Raw genomic sequence first — 24008 nt, 5'->3', positions numbered from 1 at the left:
ACGTACGCCTCTACGCGGACGGGGCGACGAGGCGGTAGCCGACCCCGCGCACCGTCTCGATCAGTGCCGGCAGCCGCAGTTTGGAACGCAGGGACGCGACGTGCACTTCGAGCGTGCGCCCCGTCCCCTCCCAGCTCGTGCGCCACACCTCACTGATGATCTGCTCCCGGCGGAAGACCACACCGGGGCGCTGGGCGAGCAGCGCGAGCAGGTCGAACTCCTTGCGGGTGAGCTGGACTTCCGATCCGTCGACGCTGACCCGACGGGTCGGCAGCTCGATGTGGACGTGCCCGAGGCGCAGAGCGGCGACGGGTGTGGGCACGGTGTCCTCGCCGGCCGATTTCCGCCTGCTGACGGCGTGGATGCGGGCGAGGAGCTCGCCGGTGTCGTACGGCTTGACCACGTAGTCGTCGGCTCCGAGGTTGAGGCCGTGGATCCGCGACCGGACATCGGCGCGCGCAGTCACCATGATCACCGGGGTGGAGGTGCGCTTGCGGATCTTCCCGCACACCTCGTAGCCGTCCTGGTCGGGCAGGCCGAGGTCGAGGAGCACGACACCGAAGGGTTCCGTGTCCGCGGGCAGCAGCGCCTGCAGTGCCTCCTCGCCGCTGCGTGCGTGCACGACCTGGAAGCCGTGCCGGGCGAGGATCGCGGAGAGGGCGGCGGCGACGTGGTTGTCGTCCTCGACGAGCAGCAGTCTCATGGCCCCCCTTTCCAAAGGTGTGGCGCGCCGGTCTTCCGTCGGTGCGGCGCCGGTGCGTGTCGGTGCGGTTTCTCGTACACCTCTCGTCACTTCCCCGTACCGAGGTGTTTCACGTCATGGCGTACCAGGGCATCCACTCCGATGACCGGTACGTCAGTCAAGGGCCCGCCCACTGCATCGAGCCATCTGTTATCCACCCGGTACGCCCCGGGAGTCCCGCCCGCCGTCCCCTTCACGCGGAGTGTCCGGTTGCCGCCGGATCGTTATGCTCAATTTCCGCTCAGATGTAATGACGCTGGTCGCACTGCGTCACTAGGGTCCTTCCCAACCGAGGAGGACGGAGCATGAAGCCGATGAGCGGAGTTTCAGTGACCAAGGGCGCCGAGGACGCCGCACCCGCGGCGAACGACCTTGTCGTACTGAGCAACGTCAACAAGCACTTCGGCGCGCTGCATGTGCTCCAGGACATCGACCTGACCATCGCCCGTGGCGAAGTCGTGGTCGTCATCGGGCCCTCCGGGTCCGGGAAGTCCACGCTGTGCCGCACGATCAACCGCTTGGAGACGATCGACTCGGGCGCCATATCGATCGACGGCAAGCCGCTGCCCGCGGAGGGTAGGGAGCTGGCCAGGCTGCGCGCCGACGTCGGCATGGTCTTCCAGTCGTTCAATCTCTTCGCGCACAAGACGGTGCTCGAGAACGTGATGCTGGGCCAGATCAAGGTCCGCAGGACGGACAAGAAGGCCGCGGAGGACAAGGCCCGTTCGCTGCTGGACCGGGTGGGCGTGGCGACGCAGGCCGACAAGTACCCCGCCCAGCTCTCCGGCGGTCAGCAGCAACGCGTGGCCATCGCACGGGCGTTGGCGATGGACCCCAAGGTGATCCTCTTCGACGAGCCGACCTCCGCGCTCGACCCGGAGATGATCAACGAGGTGCTGGAGGTCATGCAGCAGCTCGCCCGGGACGGCATGACGATGGTCGTCGTCACCCATGAGATGGGCTTCGCACGCTCGGCGGCGAACCGCGTCGTCTTCATGGCGGACGGAAAGATCGTCGAAGAAGCCACGCCCGACCAGTTCTTCAGCAACCCGCGCAGTGACCGGGCCAAGGACTTCCTGTCGAAGATCCTTCACCACTGATGGAGCCTTCACCACCGGTTCCCGCACCGGCTGATCACTCACATCGCGTCAACTCTAGGGAAATTCACCATGCAGCTTCGTAAGGTCACCGCCGCCTCGGCCGCCGTGCTCGCCCTCGCCCTGACCGCCACCGCCTGTGGTTCCGACAACAAGGACGGCGGCTCGGCCGGCTCGGGCGGCGGCAAGAAGATCACGATCGGCATCAAGATCGACCAGCCCGGTATCGGCCTGAAGACGCCCGACGGCAAGTACACCGGCTTCGACGTCGATGTCGCCACGTACGTCGCCAAGGAACTCGGCTACGACGCCAAGGACATCGTCTTCAAGGAGACCAAGAGCGCCGACCGCGAGACGGCGATCGAGCGCGGTGACGTGAAGTTCATCGCCGCCTCCTACTCGATCAACGACGAGCGCCTGCAGAAGGTCGACTTCGCGGGTCCGTACCTGCTGGCCCACCAGGACATCCTGGTCCGCGCCGACGACGACTCGATCAAGTCCCCGGCCGACCTGAACAACAAGAAGCTGTGTTCGGTCGCCGGCTCGACCTCGGCGAAGAACGTCAAGGACAAGCTGGCCCCGAAGGCCGACCTCCAGACGTACGGCGGCTACTCGGAGTGCCTGACCGGCCTGGAGAACAAGGTCATCGACGCGCTGACCACCGATGACAGCATCCTGGCGGGCTACGCCTCGCAGCAGAACTTCCAGGGCAAGTTCAAGCTGGCCGGCTTCAAGATGACCAACGAGAACTACGGCATCGGCCTGAAGAAGGGCGACGCCGACCTCAAGAAGAAGATCAACGACGCGCTCACCAAGATGGTCTCGGACGGTTCCTGGGACAAGGCCGTGAAGGACAACTTCGGCCCGGCGAACTACAAGAACGAGCCCGCCCCGAAGATCGGCAACATCGTCAAGTGAAGCAGGGCTGACCGGGCGCGCCGTCCGTGAACGGCGGCGCGCCGTGCCCTCCTACACGCGGAAGCGCGGGAGATCGTGTTCGACTTTCTTGAAGGTTACGACCTGCTGGGGGCCTTCTGGGTGACGGTGCAGCTCACCGTCTACTCAGCCCTCGGCTCCCTCATATGGGGAACGCTGCTGGCCGGCATGAAGGTCAGCCCGGTCCCCCTGATGCGCGGCTTCGCCACCGCGTACGTGAACGTGGTCCGGAACATTCCGCTGACCGTGATCATCGTCTTCTCATCGCTGGGTCTGTACCAGACGCTGGGCATCGCGCTCGGTGCCGATGTCACGGACGACATCAACTTCCGGCTGGCCGTACTCGCCCTGGCCGCCTACACGGCCGCCTTCGTCTGCGAGGCGCTGCGCTCCGGCATCAACACGGTGCCGGTCGGCCAGGCCGAGGCGGCGCGCGCACTCGGGCTGAGCTTCACGCAGGTACTGCGGCTGATCATCCTTCCTCAGGCGTTCCGTGCGGTGGTCAACCCGTTGTCCAACGTGCTGATCGCACTGACGAAGAACACCACGGTCGCCTCCGCGATCGGCGTCGTCGAGGCCTCCTATCTGATGAAGGACATGATCGAGGCCGAGGCCCAGCTGATCCTGATCGCACTGGTCTTCGCGTTCGGCTTCGTCGTCCTGACCCTCCCGACCGGCCTGATTCTCGGCTGGGTGAGCAAGAAGGTGGCGGTGAAGCGATGAGTTCCGTCCTCTACGACGCCCAGGGCCCTCGCGCCAAGCAGCGCAACATCCTCTACACGGTGCTGTTCGTCCTGTGCGCCGCGGCCGTGGTGTGGTGGGTGTACGACGGCCTGGCCGAGAAGCACCAGCTCGACTGGATCAAGTGGAAGCCCTTCTTCACCAGCTCCCAGCCGTGGGAGACGTACATCTGGCCGGGCCTCCAGAACACGCTCAAGGCAGCGTTCTTCGCCCTGCTCATCGCGCTGCCGCTGGGCGCTCTGTTCGGTATCGGCAGGCTCTCGGACCACCGCTGGGTACGGATGCCGGCCGGCTTCGTCGTGGAGCTCTTCCGCGCCATCCCGGTACTGATCCTGATGATCATCGCGAACGCGGTGTACGCGGAGTACACCACCATCGATACCGATGTGCGTCCGCTGTACGCCGTGGTGACCGGACTGGTGCTGTACAACTTCTCGGTCCTCGCCGAGATCGTGCGGGCCGGAATCGAGACCCTGCCGAAGGGCCAGGCTGAGGCGGCCAAGGCGCTCGGCATGCGCAAGAGCCAGATCATGCTGTCCGTGCTGCTGCCGCAGGCGGTGACGGCCATGCTGCCGGCGATCGTCAGCCAGCTCGTCGTCATCGTGAAGGACACCGCGCTCGGTGGCGCCATGATGACCTTCCCCGAGCTGCTGGCCTCGATCCGCCCGATGAGTGCAAACTACGGCGCGAACACGATCGCGTGCTTCACCATCGTGGCTCTGATCTTCCTCATGCTGAACTTCGCGCTCACGTCGTTCGCGCGCTGGCTGGAGCGGTGGCTCCGGCGCAGCAAGAAGAGCAAGGGTTCCCCCGTCGGCACCGCGCCCGGGGGCTCACCGAAGACCATCGGTGAACCGGCGCTCGTCGTCGATGACGGACGCGCCGTCTGACGGCTCGTCGGTCCGCGTCCCCGAGGGGCGGTGGCACATCCGCCACCGCCCCTCGCCGCCTTCCGGTGTCGCTTGACGCGGGCAGCGGCAGTAGGTTGCATACGTTCTGTGATCGCGCCCCCTGCCCCCGCCGCCACACTTCCTCCGCCACCTATCCCCGTTTCGAGCCGCGCGCTCGTTCCGTCCGCGTCCTCGGCGCCGTCCGTACGGATTCGAGGAGCCGCCCCGTGGACCCGGTGATCGTCGTCGGCGCCGGGCCCGTCGGCTTGGCGCTGTCGCTCGCCCTCGCGGCACAGGGCGTCCCTTCCGTCCTTCTCGACGAGGATCCGGCCAAGGACGAGACGCGTCCGGCCCGTACGGTGGTGCTGCGCGAGGACACCGCCGCCCTGGCGGAACGGCTCGGCTGCAAAGCGCTCCGGCACGAGGGCATGCGGTGGTCCGGCTGGCGGTCCATGCGGCGCAGGCAGCTGGTGCGTGAGCTGCCGCTCGGCGAGGACTCCCCCGACGGTGATCCGTTGCCGGCCCCCATCCATCTGCCGCAGCACGTCCTGACGCGCGGGCTGCGGGACGCGGTGGCCGCACAGGAGCTGGTGCAAGTGGCTCCGCACGGCCGGATCGACACGCTGGAGCAGGACCCCGCCGGGGTCACGGTGCACACCAGGGAGCCGAACGCGACCGGGTGGCGCGGGAGTTACCTGGTGGGCTGCGACGGCGCCAGGTCCACCGTCCGTAAGCTCCTCGACATCCGTTTCCCCGGGCGTACGGCGGTGGAACGGCATGCCGTCGCCGCGCTGCGCACCGAACTTCCCTGGCCCGGGCAGGCCGTGCTGCACCGGCTGCCGCCGTGGCGCACCGGCGGCGCCGAGGTGACCGCGCGGCCGCTGCCGGACGGCGCCTGGCGGCTGGACTGGCTGCTTCCGCCGCGTGGCGAGCTCGTCACCCCGGACGCCCTGATCACCCGGGTCCGGGACACCCTGGCGGGCTGGTGCGGCGAGACACCGCCGTACGAACTGCTGGACACGGGCGTGTACACGCTGCACCACCGGCTCGCCCTGCGCTGGCGGGTCGACCGGGCCTTCCTGGCCGGGGATGCCGCCCATCTACTGGGCGCGCTGGGCACCCAGGGGCTCGACGAGGGGCTGCGGGACGCCGAGAACCTGGCCTGGAAGCTGGCCCAGGCCTGGCACCACGGCGCCTCCGACGTACTGCTCGACAGCTACCAGGCGGAGCGCCGGGCCGCGGTCGCCGCACGGCTGCGCGCCGCGGACCAGTCGCTGCCGATACTGCGCGGCGGCGGAGGTCTGCGGACCTTGGTACCGGGGAGCGCACGGGGGCACGATTCACTGCTCACCGACGGACATCTGGGGCGCGGCCCCCTCGGTGCGCCCCCCTCGTACTCGCACTCGTCCCTTGCGCCCGCACGCGCCGAGGCGCACACATCTGTGGGTACGCCCCCCGGTGCGCCGGTCACCGATGTACGGGTGACGGCACCCGACGGCACGACCGTGCGGCTGCGCGAGCGGCTGGGGCAGGGTCATCTGCTGGTGGTCCTGGTGGCGCCCGGAACCGGGGTGTGGGACCGGCGCCACTGGATGTCCGCGGGCGTCATGCCCCGCCTCGTCGCGGCTGTCGACGCGCTGCCGGTGAAGGGCGAGCTGCTGGTGACCGAGAGCTATCCAGGGGCGTCGGCGCACACCGTGCTGCTGATCAGGCCGGACGGTCACCTGGTGGCGTCGTTCGACGGGGTACGGCCCCCGGAGCTCTTCGCAGCGGCGGACGCGATGCGCGGCGGCGCGGCACACACCTCAGCACGCTCCGACCGGACAGCGGACATCAATTGACCGTCGCAGGCGCACATGGTGTACTCCGAAACGTGATCGACACCGATGTGCGCCTGTGGCGGAGGGTCCATATGGACCTCGTCCGCTATGCGGGCTGCATGTGTCGCCCGTCCTGCTGAATCGCCTCCTCCTGCCGCGCCGTGCGCTCTGTCGTGCGGCTGTGCATCCGCGCGAACCCTCAGGACGGTCTCTGTGTCTGCCCCTTCGTCACACTCTGTACGCATGTCCTCCTCCGCCGCCGGCGGTGCTACCGGTCCGACGGCCGCAGAGCTGCTCGATTTCGTCCGCGGGGTCGCCGCCGACGCCGAGATCGTCGCCTCGCTCCCCCTCGATCCCGAGGGCCGCACCTGGGTCCAGCTGGAAGGACCGGGCGGCAGTGAGGCGTGGCTGATCGGCTGGCCGCCGGGTACCGGCACCGGCTGGCACGACCACGCCGACTCGATCGGCGCCTTCACCACCGCAGTCGGTACCCTCAAGGAACTGTCGCTCGCCGCCCGGCTGCCCACCGACGGCTGGAAGACCCTCGAACTCACCGAGGGCATCGACCGTTCCCGGCAGTTGGCCACCGGCCAGGGCAGGGCGTTCGGCCGTCACCACGTCCATGAGGTGCTGAACGAGTCCGACACGGACCACGCCGTCTCCGTCCACGCGTACTACCCACCGCTGCCGCAGATCCGGCGCTACAGCCGTACCGGTGCGGTGCTCCGTCTTGAGCAGGTCGAACGGCCGCAGGACTGGCAGTGAGCGACAGCCGTCGGAGTGGTACGGAGCCGGTCGGGATCGACGAACTGCTGGAACGGGTCCGGGCCGGGTTCGTCCGGGTCGGCCCGCAGGAGGCGGTCGCCGCCGCTGCGGGCGGGGCGCTGCTCGTGGACATCCGCTATGCGGAGCTGCGGGAACGGGACGGACTGATTCCGGGGGCGCTGGTCGTCGAACGCAACGAGCTGGAGTGGCGGCTCGACCCGCAGGGAAGCCATCGGGCCCCGGAGGCGGTGAGCCACGATCTCCACATCGTGGTGGTCTGCAACGAGGGCTATGCGTCGAGTCTCGCCGTGGCGTCCCTGCGGCAGCTGGGGCTGCGTCGGGCGACCGATCTCATCGGCGGGTTCCAGGCGTGGCGTGCTGCGGGGCTTCCGGTCGAGGCCTGACGGACGGCGCTGGAACGGGGCAGGGGCGGGAGCGTCCAGCCGGAGGCCGGTGTCGGGGCGGGGCGGAGTCGGGCGGGGCTTCCGGTCGAGGCCTGACGGACGGCGCTGGAACGGGGCAGGGGCGGGAGCGTCCAGCTGGAGGCCGGTGTCGGGGCGGGGCGGAGTCGGGCGGGGCGCCCCAGCCACAGGACGCCGACGCCGGATCCCGTCGGAGGTTCACTGCCTGGACGTGGCTACTTCCACGGGGCGGACCCTGAGTGCCAGTCGGCCGGGCAGCGCCGTGGCGGTCAGTGCCAGCAGTGCGGCGGCGCCCACCACTGTCGCGTACACCAGCGGCAGAACCGCGGGCGCCGCACTGCCGGTCATGCCGATACTGAAGGCGGTCAGTACAGCCAGTGCGATACCGCTGCCGAGGGCAGCGGCGATCAGCAGGACCGACAGGGCCTCGATGCGGAGCATCCGCAGGACCTGACGCCGGGTCGCACCGGCCAGCCTGAGCATGGCGAACTCCCTGATGCGCTCGGACACGGACATGGCAAGGGTGTTGACGACCGCGATGGCGGTGAACGCCAGGACCAGGCCCATGGCGAGATGGTTGACCGCCGCGTTCTCCTGCTGTCGGTCCGCCTGGAGCCGGTCGGCGGCCGCCGGGGCAAGTACGGAGACGCCGGGGAACTGCTTGAGTGCGGCGGCGAGTTCGTCACGGCCGCTGTCCCCGGCGACCAGGACCGTGGCGGCAAGAGGGTTGTCCATGTGGCGGGCGAGCAGATCATGGGGCAGGGTCAGGTCGCCGAAGCCCAGGCCCCGGCTGTAGACGGCGGCAACGGTGAGGGTGGCGGGGGTGCCGTCGCCGAGGTGGAGTTTCAACTCGCTGCCGGGGTGGAGGCCGAGCCGGTCGGCAGCGAGTTCACTGATCGCGGCGGTGCCGGGGCCGGTGGTGAAATCGGTGAGTGATCCGCTCGTCACGTCAGGGTCCCAGGTGCGGGCGAGTCCGGCCTGGGTGACGCCCTGGGCCGGGTACTTGTCGAGGCCGACGCGCACGGTGGTCCGTACGACCTCGGTGGCGGCCGTGACACCCGGCGTCCTGCGGATGGTCTCGGCGGCCGCGGACGGGACACCTGGCCCCTGCGCGGCCAGTACCCAGGCGGCGCGGACGCCGTCGTGGGCCTGGGCGCGGGCGGCGTCGCCGAGCGTCGGCTGAACGAAGAGAACCGTGCAGGTCATCCCGATGAGCAGGGTGAGCGGGGTGACGACGGAGGCCATCCGGGTGGAGTTCCCGCGGATGTTCGCGGTCGCGAGCGGTCCCCCGGAACCTGCCAGTCGAAGTGGTCCCGCAAGCAGTACAGAAGCCAGTCGCACGAGGAACGGGCCCAGCAGTGACACGGCCGTGGCCGACACGACGACGGCCAGGAACGTGACAGGGGTCGCGGCGGCCTCGGTACGCAGGACGCTCAGTACGGCGACGAGAGCGGCACCGCCCGCGAGCAGCACGAGACCCGCGACGATCCGGCCGCGGGCCGGGCCGCGCTCGACCGTGGACTCGGCCATGGCCTCGGCGGGACGGATACGGGCGATACGGCGGCCGGAGATCCTCGCCGCCGCCCAGGCGCCGAGGAGAGTGACGCCCAGGGCTGCGCAGGCCGGGAAGATGCCTGCGGTGCGTTCCAGGGTCGCCGGGATCACACCCATGTCGATGAATCGACTGTGCAGCCAGCCGGCGAGGGGCAGTCCGGCGAGCGCGCCCAGGACACCGGAAACGAATCCGACGGCCAGGGCCTCACGGCCGAGGAGGCGGCGGACCTGGCGAGGTGTGGCAGCGATGGCGCGGAGCAGGGCCAGTTCGCGGTGGCGCTGCTGGATGGAGAGCGCGAAGGTGCCGACCACGACGAGGATCGCGATCAGGAGGGACGTACCACCCATGGCACCGCCCATGGAGACCAGCTTGATACGGGCTCCCGCGGCGTCCAGGAACTCGACGGGCCCGCGGTCGTCACCGGTGGCGACCTGCGCGGTGGTGCCCTTGAGCGCCTGTGCGACCTGCTGCTTCAACCGGTTGAGGTCGGTGCCGGGCGCGGGCATCACGCCGAGGGCGCTGATCCGGCCGGGGCGGGCGGCAAGTCGCTCGGCCTCGGCGGTGGAGAAGAAGAGCGAGGACTGCTGCCGGAGATCGCCCCGGCCGGCCGGGGCCGCAATGCCACTGATGCGGTACGGGCGGGGGGTGCTGGTGGACTGGACGACGAGCCGGTCCCCGGGCTTCAGGCCCTTCTGCTCGGCGAGGCCGCGGTCGATCACCACGTCGTCCTCGGAGGCGGGGGCGCGGCCTGCGACGAGGGCGAAGGGGGTGAGTGGGGCGGAGGCCCAGGAGTGGCCGTACGAGGGGTGGGCGGCGAACCGGGGCGCGGACCGAGTCACAGGCTGGGCCAGGAAAGTCAGCTCGGGAACGACCTTCCGTACGCCTTCCAGGTTGCTGATCCGGTCAGCGACGGCCGCGGACAGCCAAGCCCGCTCGGCGACCGGCTTCGACTTGTGTTTGACCTTGGTTTTTCCGTTGCCCTTGTGCTTGACGGTGGTGCGGTGGACGTTCTGGTCGGCGGAGACCACGAGCGGCGCGGCGGCGTAGCGTTCGGTGGCGATCCTTCCGCGCAGGCCCGTCTCCAACAGTGTGCCGCAGGCGGTGATGAGGGCGGCGGCACACATGAGGGCCAGGAAGGCACCGAGGAATCCGCCCTTACGGTCCCGGATCGTCTGCAGGGCATAGCGCAGCATCATGGTGCGTCCGTCTCTTTTCTGTTGTTGTCCGCCGGGGTCACGGCAGGGTCCGGGATCCCGGTCGGGTCCGGCACCGGGTCGCTTCCGCATTGGAGCTGCTCGAAGAGGGCGAGGCCGGCGCGCAAGGTCAGTGCACGCGGGTGATAGCTGGTGGCGTGCGCAGCGTCCGTGTCGTGCACGGCGCGTGTGTCGTGCACGGCTGCCATGGGTGGCTTCTCTGCCATGCGTCACACAGTGCTCTGTGCCCAGATATCCGTGCACTGGAGCGCGCCTGCGTCTTCGTGCTGGGGCTACCCCCCGCACGCCGTTCGCCGGTCCCCCGAATCCGCCCCGACACACCCGAACGCCACGCTCCGGTGGAGCAATCCCCGTACCCGACAGACATTCGCCTCAGCGCCAAGGACCGACGTGACGGAGACCTCGCACCCATGCCGACCCCCGCCCTCACCCCCGACCAGCTCGACGTTCAAGCCGCTCGCCTCCATGACACCGAGGCGTGGCAACAGATCGTCTCCGGCTGGGACCTCACCACCCCCGAACCCGTACTCCCCTCCTCCCCCGGCATCACGGAACAGGTGCCGGTCAGTCACCTGGCCGACTGGCGCGACCTGCTGTCCGTACCGGTCGACCAGCTCATCGCCGACTCCGTCCGTGCCCTGCCGGCGACCACGCCGCGCGAACGGCCCCTCCCCGGGCGCCTGGGTGCGATCCTCCCCGACCGGCTCCACTCCTGGCGGCGCATCGGGCAGCCCGAGGTGCGTCCCTCCACCCATCTCGCCTACGCACGGCAGATCCTGACCGAGTGGGGCTGGCAGAACACCCCGTACCGGTTACGCAACGCCCGCGGCGCGCGGTGCATCTGCGGCGCCCTCCTCACCGCACACCGCCTGGGCTACGGCTCCCGCGACACCGTGGACCGGGCCGGCGCCTGGCTCGTCGCCGAGCTCCGCTCCCAGGGCTGGACCGGGCTGATCGGACCCTGGAACCGGCACCCCGGCCGCACCGCCGCAGATGCGCTCGCCCTGATCGACGCCACCGTCAGCCGCGCCTCTCGCGCCGGGCAGTAATCACCACAACCGCCCCGCCCAGTACGGCCCGGTCAGAAGGGCTCGTCCAGGCCTTCCGTGTCCTCGCCCTCTTCTTCCAGCGCCTGCCGCACCACGCGCAGGGCCATACCTTCCCCGTACCCCTTGCGGGCGAGCATGCCCGCAAGGCGGCGCAGCCGCTTGTCGCGGTCCAGGCCGCGAGTGGAGCGCAGCTTGCGCGCGACCAGCTCTCGGGCTGTCGCCTCCTCCTGCTCGGAGTCGAGCTGCCCGACGGCCTCGTCGATCACGGCGGAATCCACCCCCTTGGTGCGCAGCTCACGGACGAGAGCGCGGCGGGCCAGCCCTCGGCCGTGGTGCCGGGACTCCACCCAGGCGTCCGCGAACGCGGCATCGTCGATCAACCCGACATCCTCGAAGCGCGACAGCACTTCTTCGGCCGCCTCGTCCGGGATCTCCCGCTTGCGCAGGGCATCCGCAAGTTGCTTTCGGGTGCGCGGAGTCCCGGTGAGCAGCCGCAGACAGATGTTGCGCGCCTGCTCGACCGGGTCTCGCGGCTCCCCCTTCTCGGCCCTCGACGAGGAAGGGGAGCCGCTGCTCCTGGAGCGGGAGCGGGCACCACGACCCGCCCCCTCACCGAATCCGGCGCCCGAGCCGGTGCCGTGGCAGGCCTCCGGCTCGTACGCGTCCTCGGACTCGGCCGTGTGTCCGGCGGCGAATTCGGGGCCGGGACCGGCGCCATGGCCAGTGGCGCTGACCGGCCACTCCGTACGACGCGTCACGGTCTAGCTCTTGGCCGCCGCAGTCTTGGCCGGCTTGGCCTTGCCGGCCGGAGCGGGCACCGACTTCGCGCTGTCGGCCGAAGCCGCGGCGCCGGCTGCCGCATCCGCACCGGGCTCAGCGGCGTTGGCATCGGGCCTGACGCCGACGCCCAGCTTCTCAAGGATCTTCTTCTCGATCTCATTGGCGAGATCGGGGTTGTCCTTGAGGAAGTTACGGGCGTTCTCCTTGCCCTGGCCGAGCTGGTCGCCCTCGTACGTGTACCAGGCGCCCGCCTTTCGGACGAAGCCGTGCTCCACGCCCATGTCGATCAGACCGCCCTCGCGGCTGATGCCCTGGCCGTAGAGGATGTCGAACTCGGCCTGCTTGAAGGGCGGCGCGACCTTGTTCTTCACGACCTTGACGCGGGTGCGGTTACCGACGGCGTCGGTCCCGTCCTTCAGCGTCTCGATCCGGCGGATGTCGAGGCGCACCGAGGCGTAGAACTTGAGCGCCCGGCCACCGGTCGTGGTCTCCGGCGAGCCGAACATCACACCGATCTTCTCGCGGAGCTGGTTGATGAAGATCGCGGTGGTCTTGGACTGGTTGAGCGCGCTGGTGATCTTGCGGAGTGCCTGGCTCATCAGGCGGGCCTGCAGACCCACGTGCGAGTCGCCCATCTCGCCCTCGATCTCCGCACGCGGCACGAGCGCCGCGACGGAGTCGATGACGATCAGGTCGAGGGCGCCGGAGCGGACCAGCATGTCCACGATTTCGAGGGCCTGCTCGCCGTTGTCCGGCTGGGACAGGATGAGGCTGTCGATGTCGACGCCGAGCTTCTTCGCGTACTCGGGATCGAGGGCGTGCTCCGCATCGATGAAGGCCACCGAGCCGCCGAGCTTCTGCGCATTCGCCACCGCGTGCAGCGTCAGCGTCGTCTTGCCGGAGGACTCCGGTCCGTACACCTCCACCACACGGCCGCGCGGCAGGCCGCCGACGCCAAGGGCCACGTCGAGGGCGGTCGACCCGGTGGGGATCACCTCGATGGGCTCGTTCGGCCGCTCACCGAGGCGCATCACCGCGCCCTTGCCGAATTGCCGTTCAATCTGTGCGAGTGCGGCGTCCAACGCCTTCTCGCGGTCGGTTCCTGCCATGGGTTCCACCCGATTTGCTTGAGTCGATCGCTTCACGTCAAAGACGCTAACCCCTGCCACTGACAATGGGCCTCGACGTCCTCCCGGCCTGTGGACAACTCCACGGTCGGGCCCGGGAAAACCCGGCCAGAATCCCATGAGAATGGATGTTCGATTTTGGTGTCAAGCACACCGCGGCGGATCGAGCTGTCCCTAGCGTAGCGCCATAGCACTCCACCCTCAGGGGAGTCAAGATCAGCGATCGACGCCATGCCGGATTCCGTCCACATCAGGACAAAACCGCCAGGGAGAGTGGCTCTGGTGGCCGGGGAGACGCGCGGTGCGGGCCACGGCATCGCTGTTCAGCTGGGTGCGACCGGAGCGACCGTCCACGTCACGGGGCGGACGAGCGGATCGCAGCGCTCGGAGATGAACCGCCCCGAGACCGTCGAGGAGACAGCGGCTCCCGTGGACGAGGCCGGCGGCCACGGAATCCCGGTTCGGGTGGACCATCTGACGCCCGAGGAAGTCGGCGCGCTCGCGGCCCGTATCCGGAGAGAACAGGGCTGTCCGCATGTTCCCGTGAACTACATCTGGGGAGCGGAGATCGAGTGGAACAAGTCGGTCTGGGAATCCTCCCTGGAAACCGGGCTGCACACCCTGCGCCTGGCCGTGGACACCCATGCCATCACCAGTCATTACGCGCTCCCGCTCCTCATCGAGACGCCGGGAGAACTGGTCGTCGAAGTGACGGACGGAACCGATGAGTACAACGCCGCCAACTACCGGGGCTCCCTCTTCTACGACCTGGCCAAGGCGTCGGTGAACCGGACGGCGTTCGCGCCGGCGCACGAGCTGGAGCCCCACGGTGCGACCGCCGTGTCCCTCACGCCCGGCCGGCTGCGCTCCAAAGCCATGCTGGAGGCCCACGGCGTCACCGAGGCGAACTGACGTGACACGATCGCGCACTCGCCCCATTTCGCCATCTCCGAGAGCCCGGCGTTCAACGGCCGGGCGGTTGCCGCGCTCTCGCAGAACCCCCGGGTGTCGCGCTGGAACGGCATGTCGCTGTCCAGCGGGCAGTTGGCGAAGGTCTACGGCTTCACCGACCTCGACGACAGTCGGCCCGATGCCTGGAGATATGTCACCGAGGTCCAGTACCCGGGCCGGCCGGCTGACGTAACGGGCTATCGCTGAGGTGAGCCCCCTCCACCGAGCCGGTCAGGCACGTTCCGGATGCTCCCCGGCCCCGTCCTGTCCGCCCCGGACCTCATTGCTCCCGGCAGTACGCCAGGACCGGCGCAGCCGCGTGAGCACCGGCTCACCACGTTGCTGGTGGCGGCCGTGCACCCGCGGGTCGTCCGTCACGTCGTACCGCTTCACATAGGCGCCGAGGAACGCCTGAAGCGTGGCGACGGCCGGGATCGCGATCAACGCACCCACAGCACCCATCAACGCCGTGCCCACGATGACCGATCCGAAGGCGACCGCCGGATGGATGTCGACGGTCCTGGAAGTGAGCTTGGGCTGCAGCGCATAGTTCTCGAACTGTTGATAGACGACGACGAATCCGAGCACCCACAGCGCGTACCAGGGGTCGACGGTGAACGCGATCAGCATGGGCAGGGCGCCCGCCAGATACGTACCGATCGTCGGGATGAACTGGGAGACCAGCCCGACCCAGATGGCGAGCGCGGGCGCGTACGGAACACCGAGGATCACCAGCAGGATGTAGTGCGCGATCCCGGAGATGAGTGCCATCAGGCCGCGCGAGTAGAGGTAGCCGCCGGTCTTGTCGACCGCGATCTCCCAGGCCCGCAGGACCTCGGCCTGCTTGGCGGGTGGCAGGACGGAGCACAGGGCGCGCCGCAGTCTGGGGCCGTCGGCGGCGAAGTAGAACGAGAACAGGAAGATCGTCAGAAGACGGAACAGCCCGCCGAGCACGGTGGTGGAGATGTCGAGCACTCCGGTCGCGCTGTTCTGGACGTACTTCTGCAGCCAGTCGGAGTGCAGCACGCTGTCCTGGACCTCGACCCGGGAGAGCTCGGTGTGGAAGCTCTGGTTGACCCAGTTGATCACCGAGTCCAGATACTTCGGGAACTCCTCGACCATGTCGACGATCTGGCCCGCGAGCATCGAGCCGAGCAGCACGACGAAACCGGCCGTCGCTATCAGCACGACGAGGAAGACCAGGAAAGTGGCGAGGCCGCGACGCATGCCGCGCGACGACATCCGGCTCACCGCAGGCTCTATGGCGAGAGCCAGGAAGAACGCGATCAGCACATTGATCAGCAGCCCGATGAGCTGGTCGAACGCCCAGCTGCCGAGCTGGAAACAGGCATAGAGCGCCAGGGCGAGCACCATGGCACGCGGCAGCCACGCGGGCATACGGGTCGGCCCGTGGCCTGACGGCTGGACCGGCGGGGCGGGCTGGGTGAGAGGCGTCTGGGTCTGGGCTGTCTCGTCTGTCGGTGACACCGCTCCAGTCTCGCCTACGGCTGTGACAAACAGCCGCCCGCCCCGGACAACATCACAGGTCCGGCCATTGACGAGCCAACGATCAGCGCTTGTCGTCGGGGATGCCGACCGCGCTACAGACACCGCGCCAGACATCCTTGGCCTCCCAGCCCGCGGCCAGCGCCTGGTGCACCGTCTGCCCGCCGAGCTCGGCCATCACATGATCGCGCGCGAAGGAATCGGCGTATCCCGCGCCGAAGTGGTCCGCCATCCGTTCCCAGAAAATCGTCAACCGCATGACCTCAGTATCCCGCTCCTGAGAGTGCAGCCATGCCGCTACGTCTTGCCGAGAGCGCTTACCGCCCTACGGTCGGTCCATGGCTGGAACCGGAACAAGTCCCCTCAACCGTGCCGAGCAGTTCATCTGGCTCACGGCCCGTGTCCTAGAACAGCGGCGGTTCGCCCATCACTTCCTGAAGGGAAGTGCGGAGGCCGTGGAGACCGCACTCGCCGCCTATCTGAATGAGGACGGCGGATACGGGCACGCACTCGAACCCGATCTGCGTGGCCCTGTCAGTCAGCCACTGCACACCGCGCACGCACTCAACGTCCTCGACTCCATCGGCCGCTGCAGCGGGCTGCGAGCGGAGCGGATCTGCCGCTTCCTGACCGAGGTGTCCACCAAGGAGGGGGCGCTGCCCGCTCTCCTGCCGTCGCAGCGCGGCTATCCGGCGGCACCGTTCATCCCGATCGTCGACGACCCGCCCGCGGCACTGTTGACCACCGGACCCGTCGTCGGGCTCCTGCACCGCAATGCGGTGTGGCATGCCTGGCTGTTCCGGGCCACCGATTTCTGCTGGGCGGCGGTCGACGCTCTGGACCGGTCGCATCCGTACGAGATCGAGGCGGCGCTCGCCTTTCTGGACGGCGCTCCGGACCGGGCCCGTGCGGAGGCGGCGGCCGACCGGCTCGGGCGGCTGGTGCGGGAACAGCGGCTGGCGGTACTGGATCCGGAGAGGAGCGCGGAGTACCCGGTGGCGGCCGGATACGCACCGGGCGAGCAGCACTTCCCGTACGACTATGCCCGTACACCCGATTCGCTCGCCCGCCGCTGGTTCACCGACGAGGAGCTGGCCCGCTCGCTCGACCATCTTGCGGCCGAGCAGCGGACGGACGGCGGCTGGCCGGTGAACTGGCGGCAGTGGGCACCTGGGACGGCTCTGGAGGGACGGCCCCTCGTGACGCTCAAGGCGCTCCTGACACTGCGGGCCCATGGGCGCAGCCTCGACTGAGACCGGGCGGGCAAGGCGGTGCAGCGGGCTCGTAGCCCGGCCCCGTGTGCTGCGCGCTGTGTGCCGTGCCCCGTGCATTCGAGTGGTGTCGCCGTGCATGTGCCGTCCGTATCGGTCAGCCGGCTGCGGACACGCCGTCGCCCCGGCAGCGGTGTCGCGCAGGGACCGAGCTGACGCGCTCCCCGGAAGGCCGGAAGCGGGCCGCCGGAATGGTGTGGCCCGGACCGCGCCGATGGGCCTCGCAGTGCACTGAACGGGTCGACACGTACGTGTGTAAGGGGCTCGGTCCCTATGAACCGAGCCCCTTGCACACGTGTCTCACCAAGGTGCCTATCCGAGGGCACGCACCCCTGCCGTGACGACCACGGCGGCCCCTACGACCACAAGGAAAGGCGCGCGCAGAACCAGTGCGAGCGCCGCTGCGGCGAGCCCCGCGCCCCTGGCGTCCAGCGTCAGGTGCTGCCCGCCGCCGAACGTCTGCTGCGCGGTGAGGGCGGCCAGCAGCGCGACGGGCAGCAGCGCGGCGAGACGCTGCGCGAGCGGACGTTCCAGCACACCGGCAGGTACCAGCAGTCCGAGCAGTTTGGCGAGGTAGCAGCCGACGGCGGTCAGCGCGATGGCGATCCAGATGTTCATCGGTTCTCCTCCGCCGTGGCCGTGCCCCGGCTCGTTCCTTTCCGGCGTCCGCTCAGGAAGAGGACGGCGGGTGCGGCGAGCGCGGACAGCAGGACGGGGACGCCTGCGGGCAGTACGGGCAGCAGGCCGAGCGCGAGCAGAACCGCGAGTGCGGCGGTGATGCGTTCCGTCGTGCTTTTGAGCATCGGCGCGAGCAGGGCGAGGAAGACGGCGGGCGATGCCGCGTCCAGCCCCCAGGCGTCGGTGTCGCCGAGTGCCTCGGCGCCGAGGGCCCCCAACAGCGTGGTCAGGTTCCACAGCACGTAGAGGGTGAGTCCGGTGACGGCGAAACCGATCCGTGCGGCTCGCCGGGTGGGCTGCGGCAGTGTCACGGCGGTCGTCTCGTCGATGACCCACTGGGCGGCGAAGGGACGGAGCGCGCGTGGAAGAGCGAGCAGCTGCGACAACCGCAGGCCGTAGAACGAGTTGCGTACGCCGAGGAAGAAGGCCCCGGCAGCCGCGGTGTAGGGGTTGCCGCCCGCCGCGAGAGCACCCACGAGGGCGAACTGCGAGGCCCCGGTGAAGACGGCGAGGCTGAGCGCGCAGGTCTGCAACAGGCTCAGTCCGGAACCGGCCGAGGTCACGCCGAAGGCGAAGCCGGAAAGTCCGACGGCTATGCCGACACCGAGCGCGTCGCGTACGACGGCCGAGTCCGACTTCGCCCCGACGGCGTCCGGCTGCACCCGGGGAACGGTCGCGCTGCCGTGGGGTGCGCCGGCTGCCTCGCCGAAGCCTTCTGGAAGTGTCGTCTGTTCTGCCACGACCGGAACGCTACGTGGCCAGATCGCGACCGGTCTTGTACGTTCTTGCGCGTTCGCGCCGGTACGCGCCAGGTGGCACTCCCACGATCCGGGTGAAGTGACGGTTGAGATGCGGCTGATCGGTGAAGCCGACCTCGGCGGCCACCTCCGCAGGTGCCCTCCCCGCGTCGAGCATCCGGCGCGCGGCCCGCACCCGGGCATCGGTGAGCCAGGTGTGCGGCGGCATCCCGTACTGCTTCTTGAAGGCCCTCAGCAGCGCGAACGGGCTGGTTCCGAGCTCCGCGGCCAGCGCCTCCAGGGTGGGCGGCTCCGCCATCCTGCCCTCCAGCACCGCGCGGGCCCGCGCCGCGTCGCGGGCACCCGCCGAGCGGGGAACGCGCGCAGGCTGCGCGCTGCCGTGCAGGCTCAGCAGCCGCGCGACCATCACCCGCAGCACGGTGTCCGCGGCGAGTGCGTTGCCCTCCTCGGCTGCCCGGTGGACCTCGCCGATCAGCCGGGCCGCGTACGGGTCCATGACGCTGGTCTCGGTGAAACCGATCGTGCCTCGCAGACTCGTCGTATCGGCCGCGATGTCGTTGATCACCTGTGCGGACGGGTACAGCGTGGCGTACACCCAGCCCTCCGGAACACCCGCGCGGGCGGTGTGCGGCACCTCCGGATTGATCATGACCACGACGCCGGGGCCCGCGTGTACGACGGTGCCGCCGGGCAGCCCGACGTCTTCCACCCCTCGAGTGATGGTGCCGAAGACATAGCCCTCGTGGCTGTGGCGCGGGAAGGTGTGGCGCACGTACCGGGCACGCAGCAGATCGAGGTCCGGCAGCTCTGCGTACCGCCAGTGCCTCGCCCACTCCCCTGACCCCGACTCCGGTATTGCCACCATGGACGAATCCTCGCAGCTCCCGGGTGCGGTCGCCGATGGCCGTCACAGCCGTTGTCAGTGCCGGGGTGCACGATGGGGGACATGGCCGGCTCTGCGCTCGACTCGTTCTCCCCTGCGACCCGCAGCTGGTTCGCGGGCGCCTTCAGCGCGCCCACCGCCGCGCAGGAAGGCGCCTGGCGCGCGATCGGCGAAGGCTCGGACGTGCTCGTCGTCGCGCCGACCGGCTCCGGCAAGACCCTGGCCGCGTTCCTCGCCGCGCTGGACGGTCTTGCGTCCGTCCCGCCGCCCGCCGAGGCGAAGAAACGCTGCCGTGTGCTGTACGTGTCACCCCTCAAGGCCCTAGCGGTCGATGTCGAGCGCAATCTCCGCTCGCCGCTGACCGGCATCCGCCAGGAATCGGTACGTCTGGGGCTGCCCGAGCCCGAGGTCCGGGTGGGAATCCGCTCCGGCGACACCCCGCCCGCCGAGCGCCGCTCGATGGCGACCCGGCCGCCGGACATCCTGATCACCACGCCCGAATCACTGTTCCTGATGCTGACCTCATCGGCCCGGGATGCGCTGTCCGGCATCGAGACGGTGATCCTCGACGAAGTGCATGCCGTGGCGGGTACGAAGCGGGGCGCCCATCTCGCCGTGTCGCTGGAGCGTCTCGACGAGCTGCTGCCGCGGCCCGCACGGCGGATCGGCCTGTCGGCGACGGTCCGTCCGGTCGACGAGGTGGCGCGCTTCCTCTCACCACAGAGGAAGGTGGAGATCGTCCAGCCGCCGTCCACCAAGCGGTTCGACCTGTCGGTGGTCGTGCCGGTCGAGGATCTGGGCGAGCTCGGCGGCTCCCCCGCCACCGACACCGACCAGGCCGGCCAGACGGACAAGCCGTCGATCTGGCCCCATGTCGAGGAACGCATCGCCGATCTCGTCCAGGAGCATCGCTCCACCATCGTCTTCGCCAATTCCCGCCGCCTCGCGGAGCGGCTCTGCAACCGGCTCAACGAGATCGCGTACGAGCGGGCCACCGGCACCGTGCTCGAGGGGCACGGCTCCGCCACGACGCTGCCGCAAGCGCACTCCCCGGCCGAGATCATGGCCCAGTCGGGCGCGTCGAAGGGCGCCCCCGCGCTCCTCGCCCGCGCACACCACGGTTCGGTCTCCAAGGAACAGCGCGCCCAGGTCGAGGAGGACCTCAAGGCGGGCCGGCTGCCGGCCGTGGTCGCCACCTCCAGTCTGGAGCTGGGCATCGACATGGGGGCGGTCGATCTGGTCGTCCAGGTGGAGTCGCCGCCGTCGGTCGCCTCCGGGCTGCAACGGGTCGGCCGGGCCGGGCACCAGGTCGGTGCGGTTTCCACCGGAGTGGTCTTCCCGAAGTACCGGGGCGATCTGGTGCAGGCCGCCGTGGTCACCGAGCGGATGCGCGAGGGCTCCATCGAGGCGCTCCGGATCCCGTCCAACCCCTTGGATGTGCTGGCCCAGCAGCTCGTCGCCATGGTCGCCCTGGACACGTGGCAGGTGGATGACCTGCTGGCCATGACCCGCCGCGCCGCGCCCTTCGCCGCCCTGCCCGAGTCGGCGTTCACGGCCGTGCTGGACATGCTCGCCGGGCGCTATCCGTCCGATGCCTTTGCCGAGCTGCGCCCGCGTGTGGTCTGGGACCGGGTGGCCGGTACGGTCACGGGCCGCCCCGGCGCCCAGCGACTCGCCGTCACGTCCGGCGGGACCATCCCCGACCGCGGGCTCTTCGGGGTCTTTCTCGCCGGCGCCGACCCCAAGAAGGGCGGCGGCCGGGTGGGCGAGCTGGACGAGGAGATGGTGTACGAGTCCCGGGTGGGCGACGTCTTCACGCTGGGCACCACGTCCTGGCGAATCGAGGACATCACCCGTGACCGGGTCCTGGTGTCGCCCGCCCCCGGGGTTCCCGGCCGGCTGCCGTTCTGGAAGGGCGATCAGCTGGGCCGTCCACTGGAGCTGGGGCGTGCGCTCGGCGCGTTCCTCCGCGAGATCGGCGGACTGTCCCAGGAAGATGCCCGGCAGCGTCTGCTCGCGGCCGGTCTCGACACCTGGGCCGCCGACAACACCCTGTCGTACATCGACGAACAGCGCCGCGCCTGCGGTCACGTACCGGACGACCGGACCATCCTCGTCGAGCGTTTCCGTGACGAACTGGGTGACTGGCGGGTCGTCGTCCACTCCCCGTTCGGCGCGCAGGTGCATGCCCCATGGGCGCTGGCGCTGAATGCCCGCCTCGCCGAGCGGTACGGCATGGACGCCCAGGTGATGCATGCCGACGACGGCATAGTGCTGCGTCTGCCCGACGCAGACCTGATGGGCCTGGACCTCCTGGACTTCGATCCGGCGCAGGACCCGGCCCAGGATCCGGCACCGTTGCCGGCCTCCTCGTACGACAGCGGACAACCGCCTGTCGGCGCTGCGGACGTGACCTTCGACCAGGGCGAGATCAACCAGATCGTCACCGACCAGGTGGGCGGATCAGCCCTGTTCGCCTCGCGGTTCCGCGAATGCGCGGCGCGCGCCCTGCTGCTGCCGCGGCGCAGCCCCGGCAAGCGCACCCCGCTCTGGCAGCAGCGCCAACGCGCCGCGCAACTCCTCCAGGTCGCCTCCGAGTTCGGCTCCTTCCCGATCGTTCTGGAAGCGGTCCGCGAATGCCTCCAGGATGTCTTCGACGTCCCCGGGCTGACGGAACTCATGGGCGACCTCGAAGCACGCCGTGTCCGGCTGGTCGAGGTGACCACCCCGGAGCCCTCGCCCTTCGCCCGCTCGCTCCTGTTCGGCTATGTCGCCCAGTTCCTGTACGAGGGCGACTCGCCCCTCGCCGAGCGGCGGGCCGCCGCCCTCTCCCTCGACTCCCACCTCCTGGCCGAGCTCCTCGGCCAGGCAGAACTGCGCGAACTGCTCGACGCCGACGTCCTGACCGAGCTGGAGCAAGAACTCCAGTGGCTGACCGAGGACCGTCGGATCAAGGACATCGAAGGGGTCGCCGATCTTCTTCGGGTCCTCGGTCCGCTCACCGATGCGGAGTTGGCCGAGCGTGGCGCCCAGCCGTCCTGGGCTCCGGAGCTGTCCGCTGCCCGCCGGGCCATCCGGGTCCGAATCGGCGGAGCGGACCACTGGGCCGCGATCGAGGACGCGGGACGGCTGCGCGACGCACTGGGCACCGCCCTCCCGGTGGGTGTCCCCGAGGCTTTCACCGAACCGGTGAAGGACCCACTCGGCGATCTTCTCGCCCGATACGCGCGTACGCACGGCCCGTTCACCTCCACCGAGGCCGCCACCCGTTTCGGCCTCGGCACCGCTGTCACGGACGGCGCGCTGCAGCGGCTCGCCGCGACCGGCCGGATCGTCCAGGGCGAGTTCCACCCCGCCGGCATCGGCCAGGAGTGGTGCGACACCACCGTGCTGCGCCGACTGCGCCGCCGCTCGCTCGCCGCGCTCCGCCATGAGCTGGAGCCTGTCCCGCCCGCCGCCCTCGCCGGCTTCCTTCCGCAGTGGCAGCACCTGGGCAACAACAGCCTGCGCGGCATCGACGGACTGGCCCGCGCCATCGAGCAGTTGCAGGGTGCGCCCGTCCCGGCGTCGGCTCTGGAGAAACTGATCCTGCCGGGCCGGGTCACCGGCTACTCCCCGGCGCTGCTGGACGAGCTGACCACCACCGGCGAGGTCGTCTGGGCCGGTGCGGGTGCCCTTCCCGGCAAGGACGGCTGGCTGTCCCTCTACCTCGCCGACAGCGCACCCCTGCTCCTCCCGCCCCCGCACCCGCTCGAACTGAGCGCATTGCACGAATCCGTCCTGACGGCCCTGACCGGCGGATACGGACTGTTCTTCCGGCAAATCGCCGACCAGGTCCGAGCCACCACCCACCCGGACTGCACCGATCCGCAACTGGCCGATGCGGTCTGGGACCTGGCCTGGTCGGGCCGGCTCACCAATGACACGCTCGCCCCGCTGCGTTCACTCCTCGGCTCCGGTCGCACGGCAGGATCGACCGCCCACCGCGCCAAACGGAGCGTCCCGCGCGGGCGTTACGGCTCACTCACCGGCGCCGCCCGGACCGTGTCCCGCACCGGCCCGCCCACCGTCTCGGGCCGCTGGTCCCTCCTGCCCGCCACCGAACCCGACCCCACGCACCGTGCGCACGCGCTGGCCCGCACACTCCTCGACCGCCACGGGGTGGTGACCCGCGGCGCGGTCCAGGCCGAAGGCGTCGAGGGCGGCTTCTCCGCCACGTACCGCGTCCTCTCCGCCTTCGAGGACAACGGGCAGGCCCGGCGCGGCTATGTCGTCGAGGGCCTGGGAGCGGCCCAGTTCGCCATGGACGGCGCGGTCGACCGGCTGCGTGCCACGTCCACCGCCCGCGACCGTACGGAGCCGGGAGCCACACCCCACGCCCTGGTCCTCGCCGCGGCGGACCCGGCCAATGCCTATGGCGCGGCCCTGCCCTGGCCCGAACCGCCGGACGGCGCCGGGCACAAGCCTGGTCGCAAGGCGGGCGCCCTGGTGGTGCTCGTCGACGGCGAGCTGGCAATGTACATGGAGCGCGGCGGCAAGACGCTGCTGGCCTGGCCCACCGACCCGGAGGACCCGGCACTCCTCGCCGCAGCCGGGGCACTGGCGGCAGCCGCCCGTGCGGGGGCGCTCGGCACGGTCACGGTGGAGCGCACCAACGGCGCCTCGTCCCTGACCTCCCCGCTCGGCCGCACGCTGGAGGCGGCCGGATTCCTGGCCACCCCGAGGGGACTCCGCCTGCGCGCCTGAACCACCTGCACACCTCACACCTCCCTACGCCACTCCGCCCGTCCCCAACACCATCCGCACCCAGCACGCCACACTCC

At 70.0% G+C, this 24008-nt stretch carries 21 protein-coding genes and 1 pseudogene; 12 read left to right on the top strand and 10 right to left on the bottom strand.

Annotation, left to right across the window (positions count from 1 at the left end):
* Positions 1-10: 10 nt before the first annotated feature.
* Entirely contained in the window at positions 11-703 is a 693-nt protein-coding gene (locus tag ACIPEK_RS19410; RefSeq protein ID WP_189279749.1) for a response regulator transcription factor, read from the bottom strand.
* Positions 704-1056: 353 nt separating this feature from the next.
* Between ACIPEK_RS19410 and ACIPEK_RS19405 the strand changes: the two genes are divergently transcribed.
* From ACIPEK_RS19405 to ACIPEK_RS19370, 8 genes are all read left to right on the top strand, one after another.
* Entirely contained in the window at positions 1057-1842 is a 786-nt protein-coding gene (locus ACIPEK_RS19405; RefSeq protein ID WP_384760786.1) for an amino acid ABC transporter ATP-binding protein, read from the top strand.
* Between the two features lie 69 nt (positions 1843-1911).
* Positions 1912-2757 carry a glutamate ABC transporter substrate-binding protein gene (locus ACIPEK_RS19400; protein ID WP_401997426.1) on the top strand — a complete coding sequence of 282 codons (846 nt, stop codon included), beginning with the start codon at positions 1912-1914 and terminating at the stop codon, positions 2755-2757.
* 75 nt (positions 2758-2832) lie between these two features.
* Complete coding sequence (locus ACIPEK_RS19395) at positions 2833-3498, top strand: amino acid ABC transporter permease (protein WP_350981729.1); 666 nt, start codon at positions 2833-2835, stop codon at positions 3496-3498.
* Positions 3495-4406 carry an amino acid ABC transporter permease gene (locus ACIPEK_RS19390; protein ID WP_401997423.1) on the top strand — a complete coding sequence of 304 codons (912 nt, stop codon included), beginning with the start codon at positions 3495-3497 and terminating at the stop codon, positions 4404-4406. Before ACIPEK_RS19395 ends, ACIPEK_RS19390 begins: the two co-directional genes overlap by 4 nt.
* 227 nt (positions 4407-4633) lie before the next feature.
* Positions 4634-6247, top strand: a complete 1614-nt coding sequence (locus ACIPEK_RS19385) for an FAD-dependent monooxygenase (protein ID WP_401997420.1) — start codon at positions 4634-4636, stop codon at positions 6245-6247.
* A 71-nt stretch (positions 6248-6318) separates the two neighbouring features.
* Complete coding sequence (locus ACIPEK_RS19380) at positions 6319-6366, top strand: hypothetical protein (protein ID WP_359100516.1); 48 nt, start codon at positions 6319-6321, stop codon at positions 6364-6366.
* A 103-nt stretch (positions 6367-6469) separates the two neighbouring features.
* Complete coding sequence (locus tag ACIPEK_RS19375) at positions 6470-6991, top strand: cysteine dioxygenase (protein WP_401997417.1); 522 nt, start codon at positions 6470-6472, stop codon at positions 6989-6991.
* On the top strand, positions 6988-7395 hold the full coding sequence (locus ACIPEK_RS19370; protein WP_401997415.1) for a rhodanese-like domain-containing protein: 408 nt from the start codon (positions 6988-6990) through the stop codon (positions 7393-7395). Before ACIPEK_RS19375 ends, ACIPEK_RS19370 begins: the two co-directional genes overlap by 4 nt.
* Before the next feature lie 216 nt (positions 7396-7611).
* Here ACIPEK_RS19370 and ACIPEK_RS19365 read toward each other — a convergent pair whose 3' ends face one another.
* Positions 7612-10164, bottom strand: a complete 2553-nt coding sequence (locus ACIPEK_RS19365) for an FtsX-like permease family protein (protein WP_401997412.1) — start codon at positions 10162-10164, stop codon at positions 7612-7614.
* A complete protein-coding gene (locus tag ACIPEK_RS19360) occupies positions 10161-10388 on the bottom strand; it encodes a hypothetical protein (RefSeq protein ID WP_401997409.1) in 228 nt (75 codons plus the stop codon). The genes ACIPEK_RS19365 and ACIPEK_RS19360 overlap by 4 nt, the downstream gene beginning before the upstream one ends.
* 204 nt (positions 10389-10592) lie before the next feature.
* Here ACIPEK_RS19360 and ACIPEK_RS19355 point away from each other — a divergent pair, with 204 nt between their 5' ends.
* Complete coding sequence (locus ACIPEK_RS19355) at positions 10593-11231, top strand: hypothetical protein (protein WP_401997406.1); 639 nt, start codon at positions 10593-10595, stop codon at positions 11229-11231.
* 32 nt (positions 11232-11263) lie between these two features.
* Here the strand turns inward: ACIPEK_RS19355 and recX are convergent, their stop codons facing one another.
* Together recX and recA are read right to left on the bottom strand one after the other, a co-directional pair.
* On the bottom strand, positions 11264-11989 hold the full coding sequence (gene recX / locus ACIPEK_RS19350) for a recombination regulator RecX (protein ID WP_401997403.1): 726 nt from the start codon (positions 11987-11989) through the stop codon (positions 11264-11266).
* A 3-nt stretch (positions 11990-11992) separates the two neighbouring features.
* Positions 11993-13120, bottom strand: coding sequence for a recombinase RecA (gene recA / locus ACIPEK_RS19345; protein WP_383073584.1), 1128 nt, complete (start codon positions 13118-13120; stop codon positions 11993-11995).
* Positions 13121-13411: 291 nt separating this feature from the next.
* Here recA and ACIPEK_RS19340 point away from each other — a divergent pair.
* Positions 13412-14296: pseudogene (locus tag ACIPEK_RS19340) on the top strand (SDR family oxidoreductase).
* Positions 14297-14320: 24 nt separating this feature from the next.
* On the opposite strand, the gene ACIPEK_RS19335 reads toward ACIPEK_RS19340, so the two are convergent.
* Positions 14321-15487 (bottom strand): AI-2E family transporter, encoded by a 1167-nt coding sequence (locus tag ACIPEK_RS19335; RefSeq protein ID WP_401997799.1) that lies wholly within the window; start codon positions 15485-15487, stop codon positions 14321-14323.
* Positions 15488-15659: 172 nt separating this feature from the next.
* Positions 15660-15854 (bottom strand): DUF3046 domain-containing protein, encoded by a 195-nt coding sequence (locus ACIPEK_RS19330; RefSeq protein WP_401997400.1) that lies wholly within the window; start codon positions 15852-15854, stop codon positions 15660-15662.
* Between the two features lie 79 nt (positions 15855-15933).
* Between ACIPEK_RS19330 and ACIPEK_RS19325 the strand changes: the two genes are divergently transcribed.
* Positions 15934-16848: a hypothetical protein gene (locus tag ACIPEK_RS19325; protein ID WP_401997397.1), complete on the top strand. Its 915-nt coding sequence runs from the start codon at positions 15934-15936 to the stop codon at positions 16846-16848.
* A gap of 330 nt (positions 16849-17178) precedes the next feature.
* Here the strand turns inward: ACIPEK_RS19325 and ACIPEK_RS19320 are convergent, their stop codons facing one another.
* The 3 genes from ACIPEK_RS19320 to ACIPEK_RS19310 are packed head-to-tail and all read right to left on the bottom strand — an operon-like array spanning position 17179 to position 19167.
* On the bottom strand, positions 17179-17484 hold the full coding sequence (locus tag ACIPEK_RS19320) for an AzlD domain-containing protein (protein ID WP_401997394.1): 306 nt from the start codon (positions 17482-17484) through the stop codon (positions 17179-17181).
* Positions 17481-18284, bottom strand: a complete 804-nt coding sequence (locus tag ACIPEK_RS19315; RefSeq protein ID WP_401997392.1) for an AzlC family ABC transporter permease — start codon at positions 18282-18284, stop codon at positions 17481-17483. The genes ACIPEK_RS19320 and ACIPEK_RS19315 overlap by 4 nt, the downstream gene beginning before the upstream one ends.
* A 10-nt stretch (positions 18285-18294) precedes the next feature.
* Positions 18295-19167 (bottom strand): AraC family transcriptional regulator, encoded by an 873-nt coding sequence (locus ACIPEK_RS19310; protein WP_401997389.1) that lies wholly within the window; start codon positions 19165-19167, stop codon positions 18295-18297.
* Between the two features lie 81 nt (positions 19168-19248).
* On the opposite strand from ACIPEK_RS19310, the gene ACIPEK_RS19305 reads away from it, so the two are divergent.
* Positions 19249-23931: a DEAD/DEAH box helicase gene (locus tag ACIPEK_RS19305; protein ID WP_401997386.1), complete on the top strand. Its 4683-nt coding sequence runs from the start codon at positions 19249-19251 to the stop codon at positions 23929-23931.
* Positions 23932-24008 lie beyond the last annotated feature (77 nt).

It is taken from the genome of Streptomyces sp. NPDC088246 (assembly GCF_044741025.1).
Lineage (GTDB): Bacteria > Actinomycetota > Actinomycetes > Streptomycetales > Streptomycetaceae > Streptomyces.
This window is presented reverse-complemented; position numbering and strand designations above follow the sequence as displayed.

Coding starts and splice junctions, on each gene's coding strand:
- ACIPEK_RS19410 (WP_189279749.1), bottom strand. CDS start 703: ATGAGACTGCTGCTCGTCGAGGACGACAACCACGTCGCCGCCGCCCTC.
- ACIPEK_RS19405 (WP_384760786.1), top strand. CDS start 1,057: ATGAGCGGAGTTTCAGTGACCAAGGGCGCCGAGGACGCCGCACCCGCG.
- ACIPEK_RS19400 (WP_401997426.1), top strand. CDS start 1,912: ATGCAGCTTCGTAAGGTCACCGCCGCCTCGGCCGCCGTGCTCGCCCTC.
- ACIPEK_RS19390 (WP_401997423.1), top strand. CDS start 3,495: ATGAGTTCCGTCCTCTACGACGCCCAGGGCCCTCGCGCCAAGCAGCGC.
- ACIPEK_RS19375 (WP_401997417.1), top strand. CDS start 6,470: ATGTCCTCCTCCGCCGCCGGCGGTGCTACCGGTCCGACGGCCGCAGAG.
- ACIPEK_RS19365 (WP_401997412.1), bottom strand. CDS start 10,164: ATGATGCTGCGCTATGCCCTGCAGACGATCCGGGACCGTAAGGGCGGA.
- ACIPEK_RS19360 (WP_401997409.1), bottom strand. CDS start 10,388: ATGGCAGAGAAGCCACCCATGGCAGCCGTGCACGACACACGCGCCGTG.
- ACIPEK_RS19355 (WP_401997406.1), top strand. CDS start 10,593: ATGCCGACCCCCGCCCTCACCCCCGACCAGCTCGACGTTCAAGCCGCT.
- recA (WP_383073584.1), bottom strand. CDS start 13,120: ATGGCAGGAACCGACCGCGAGAAGGCGTTGGACGCCGCACTCGCACAG.
- ACIPEK_RS19335 (WP_401997799.1), bottom strand. CDS start 15,487: ATGCCCGCGTGGCTGCCGCGTGCCATGGTGCTCGCCCTGGCGCTCTAT.
- ACIPEK_RS19330 (WP_401997400.1), bottom strand. CDS start 15,854: ATGCGGTTGACGATTTTCTGGGAACGGATGGCGGACCACTTCGGCGCG.
- ACIPEK_RS19325 (WP_401997397.1), top strand. CDS start 15,934: ATGGCTGGAACCGGAACAAGTCCCCTCAACCGTGCCGAGCAGTTCATC.
- ACIPEK_RS19320 (WP_401997394.1), bottom strand. CDS start 17,484: ATGAACATCTGGATCGCCATCGCGCTGACCGCCGTCGGCTGCTACCTC.
- ACIPEK_RS19310 (WP_401997389.1), bottom strand. CDS start 19,167: ATGGTGGCAATACCGGAGTCGGGGTCAGGGGAGTGGGCGAGGCACTGG.
- ACIPEK_RS19305 (WP_401997386.1), top strand. CDS start 19,249: ATGGCCGGCTCTGCGCTCGACTCGTTCTCCCCTGCGACCCGCAGCTGG.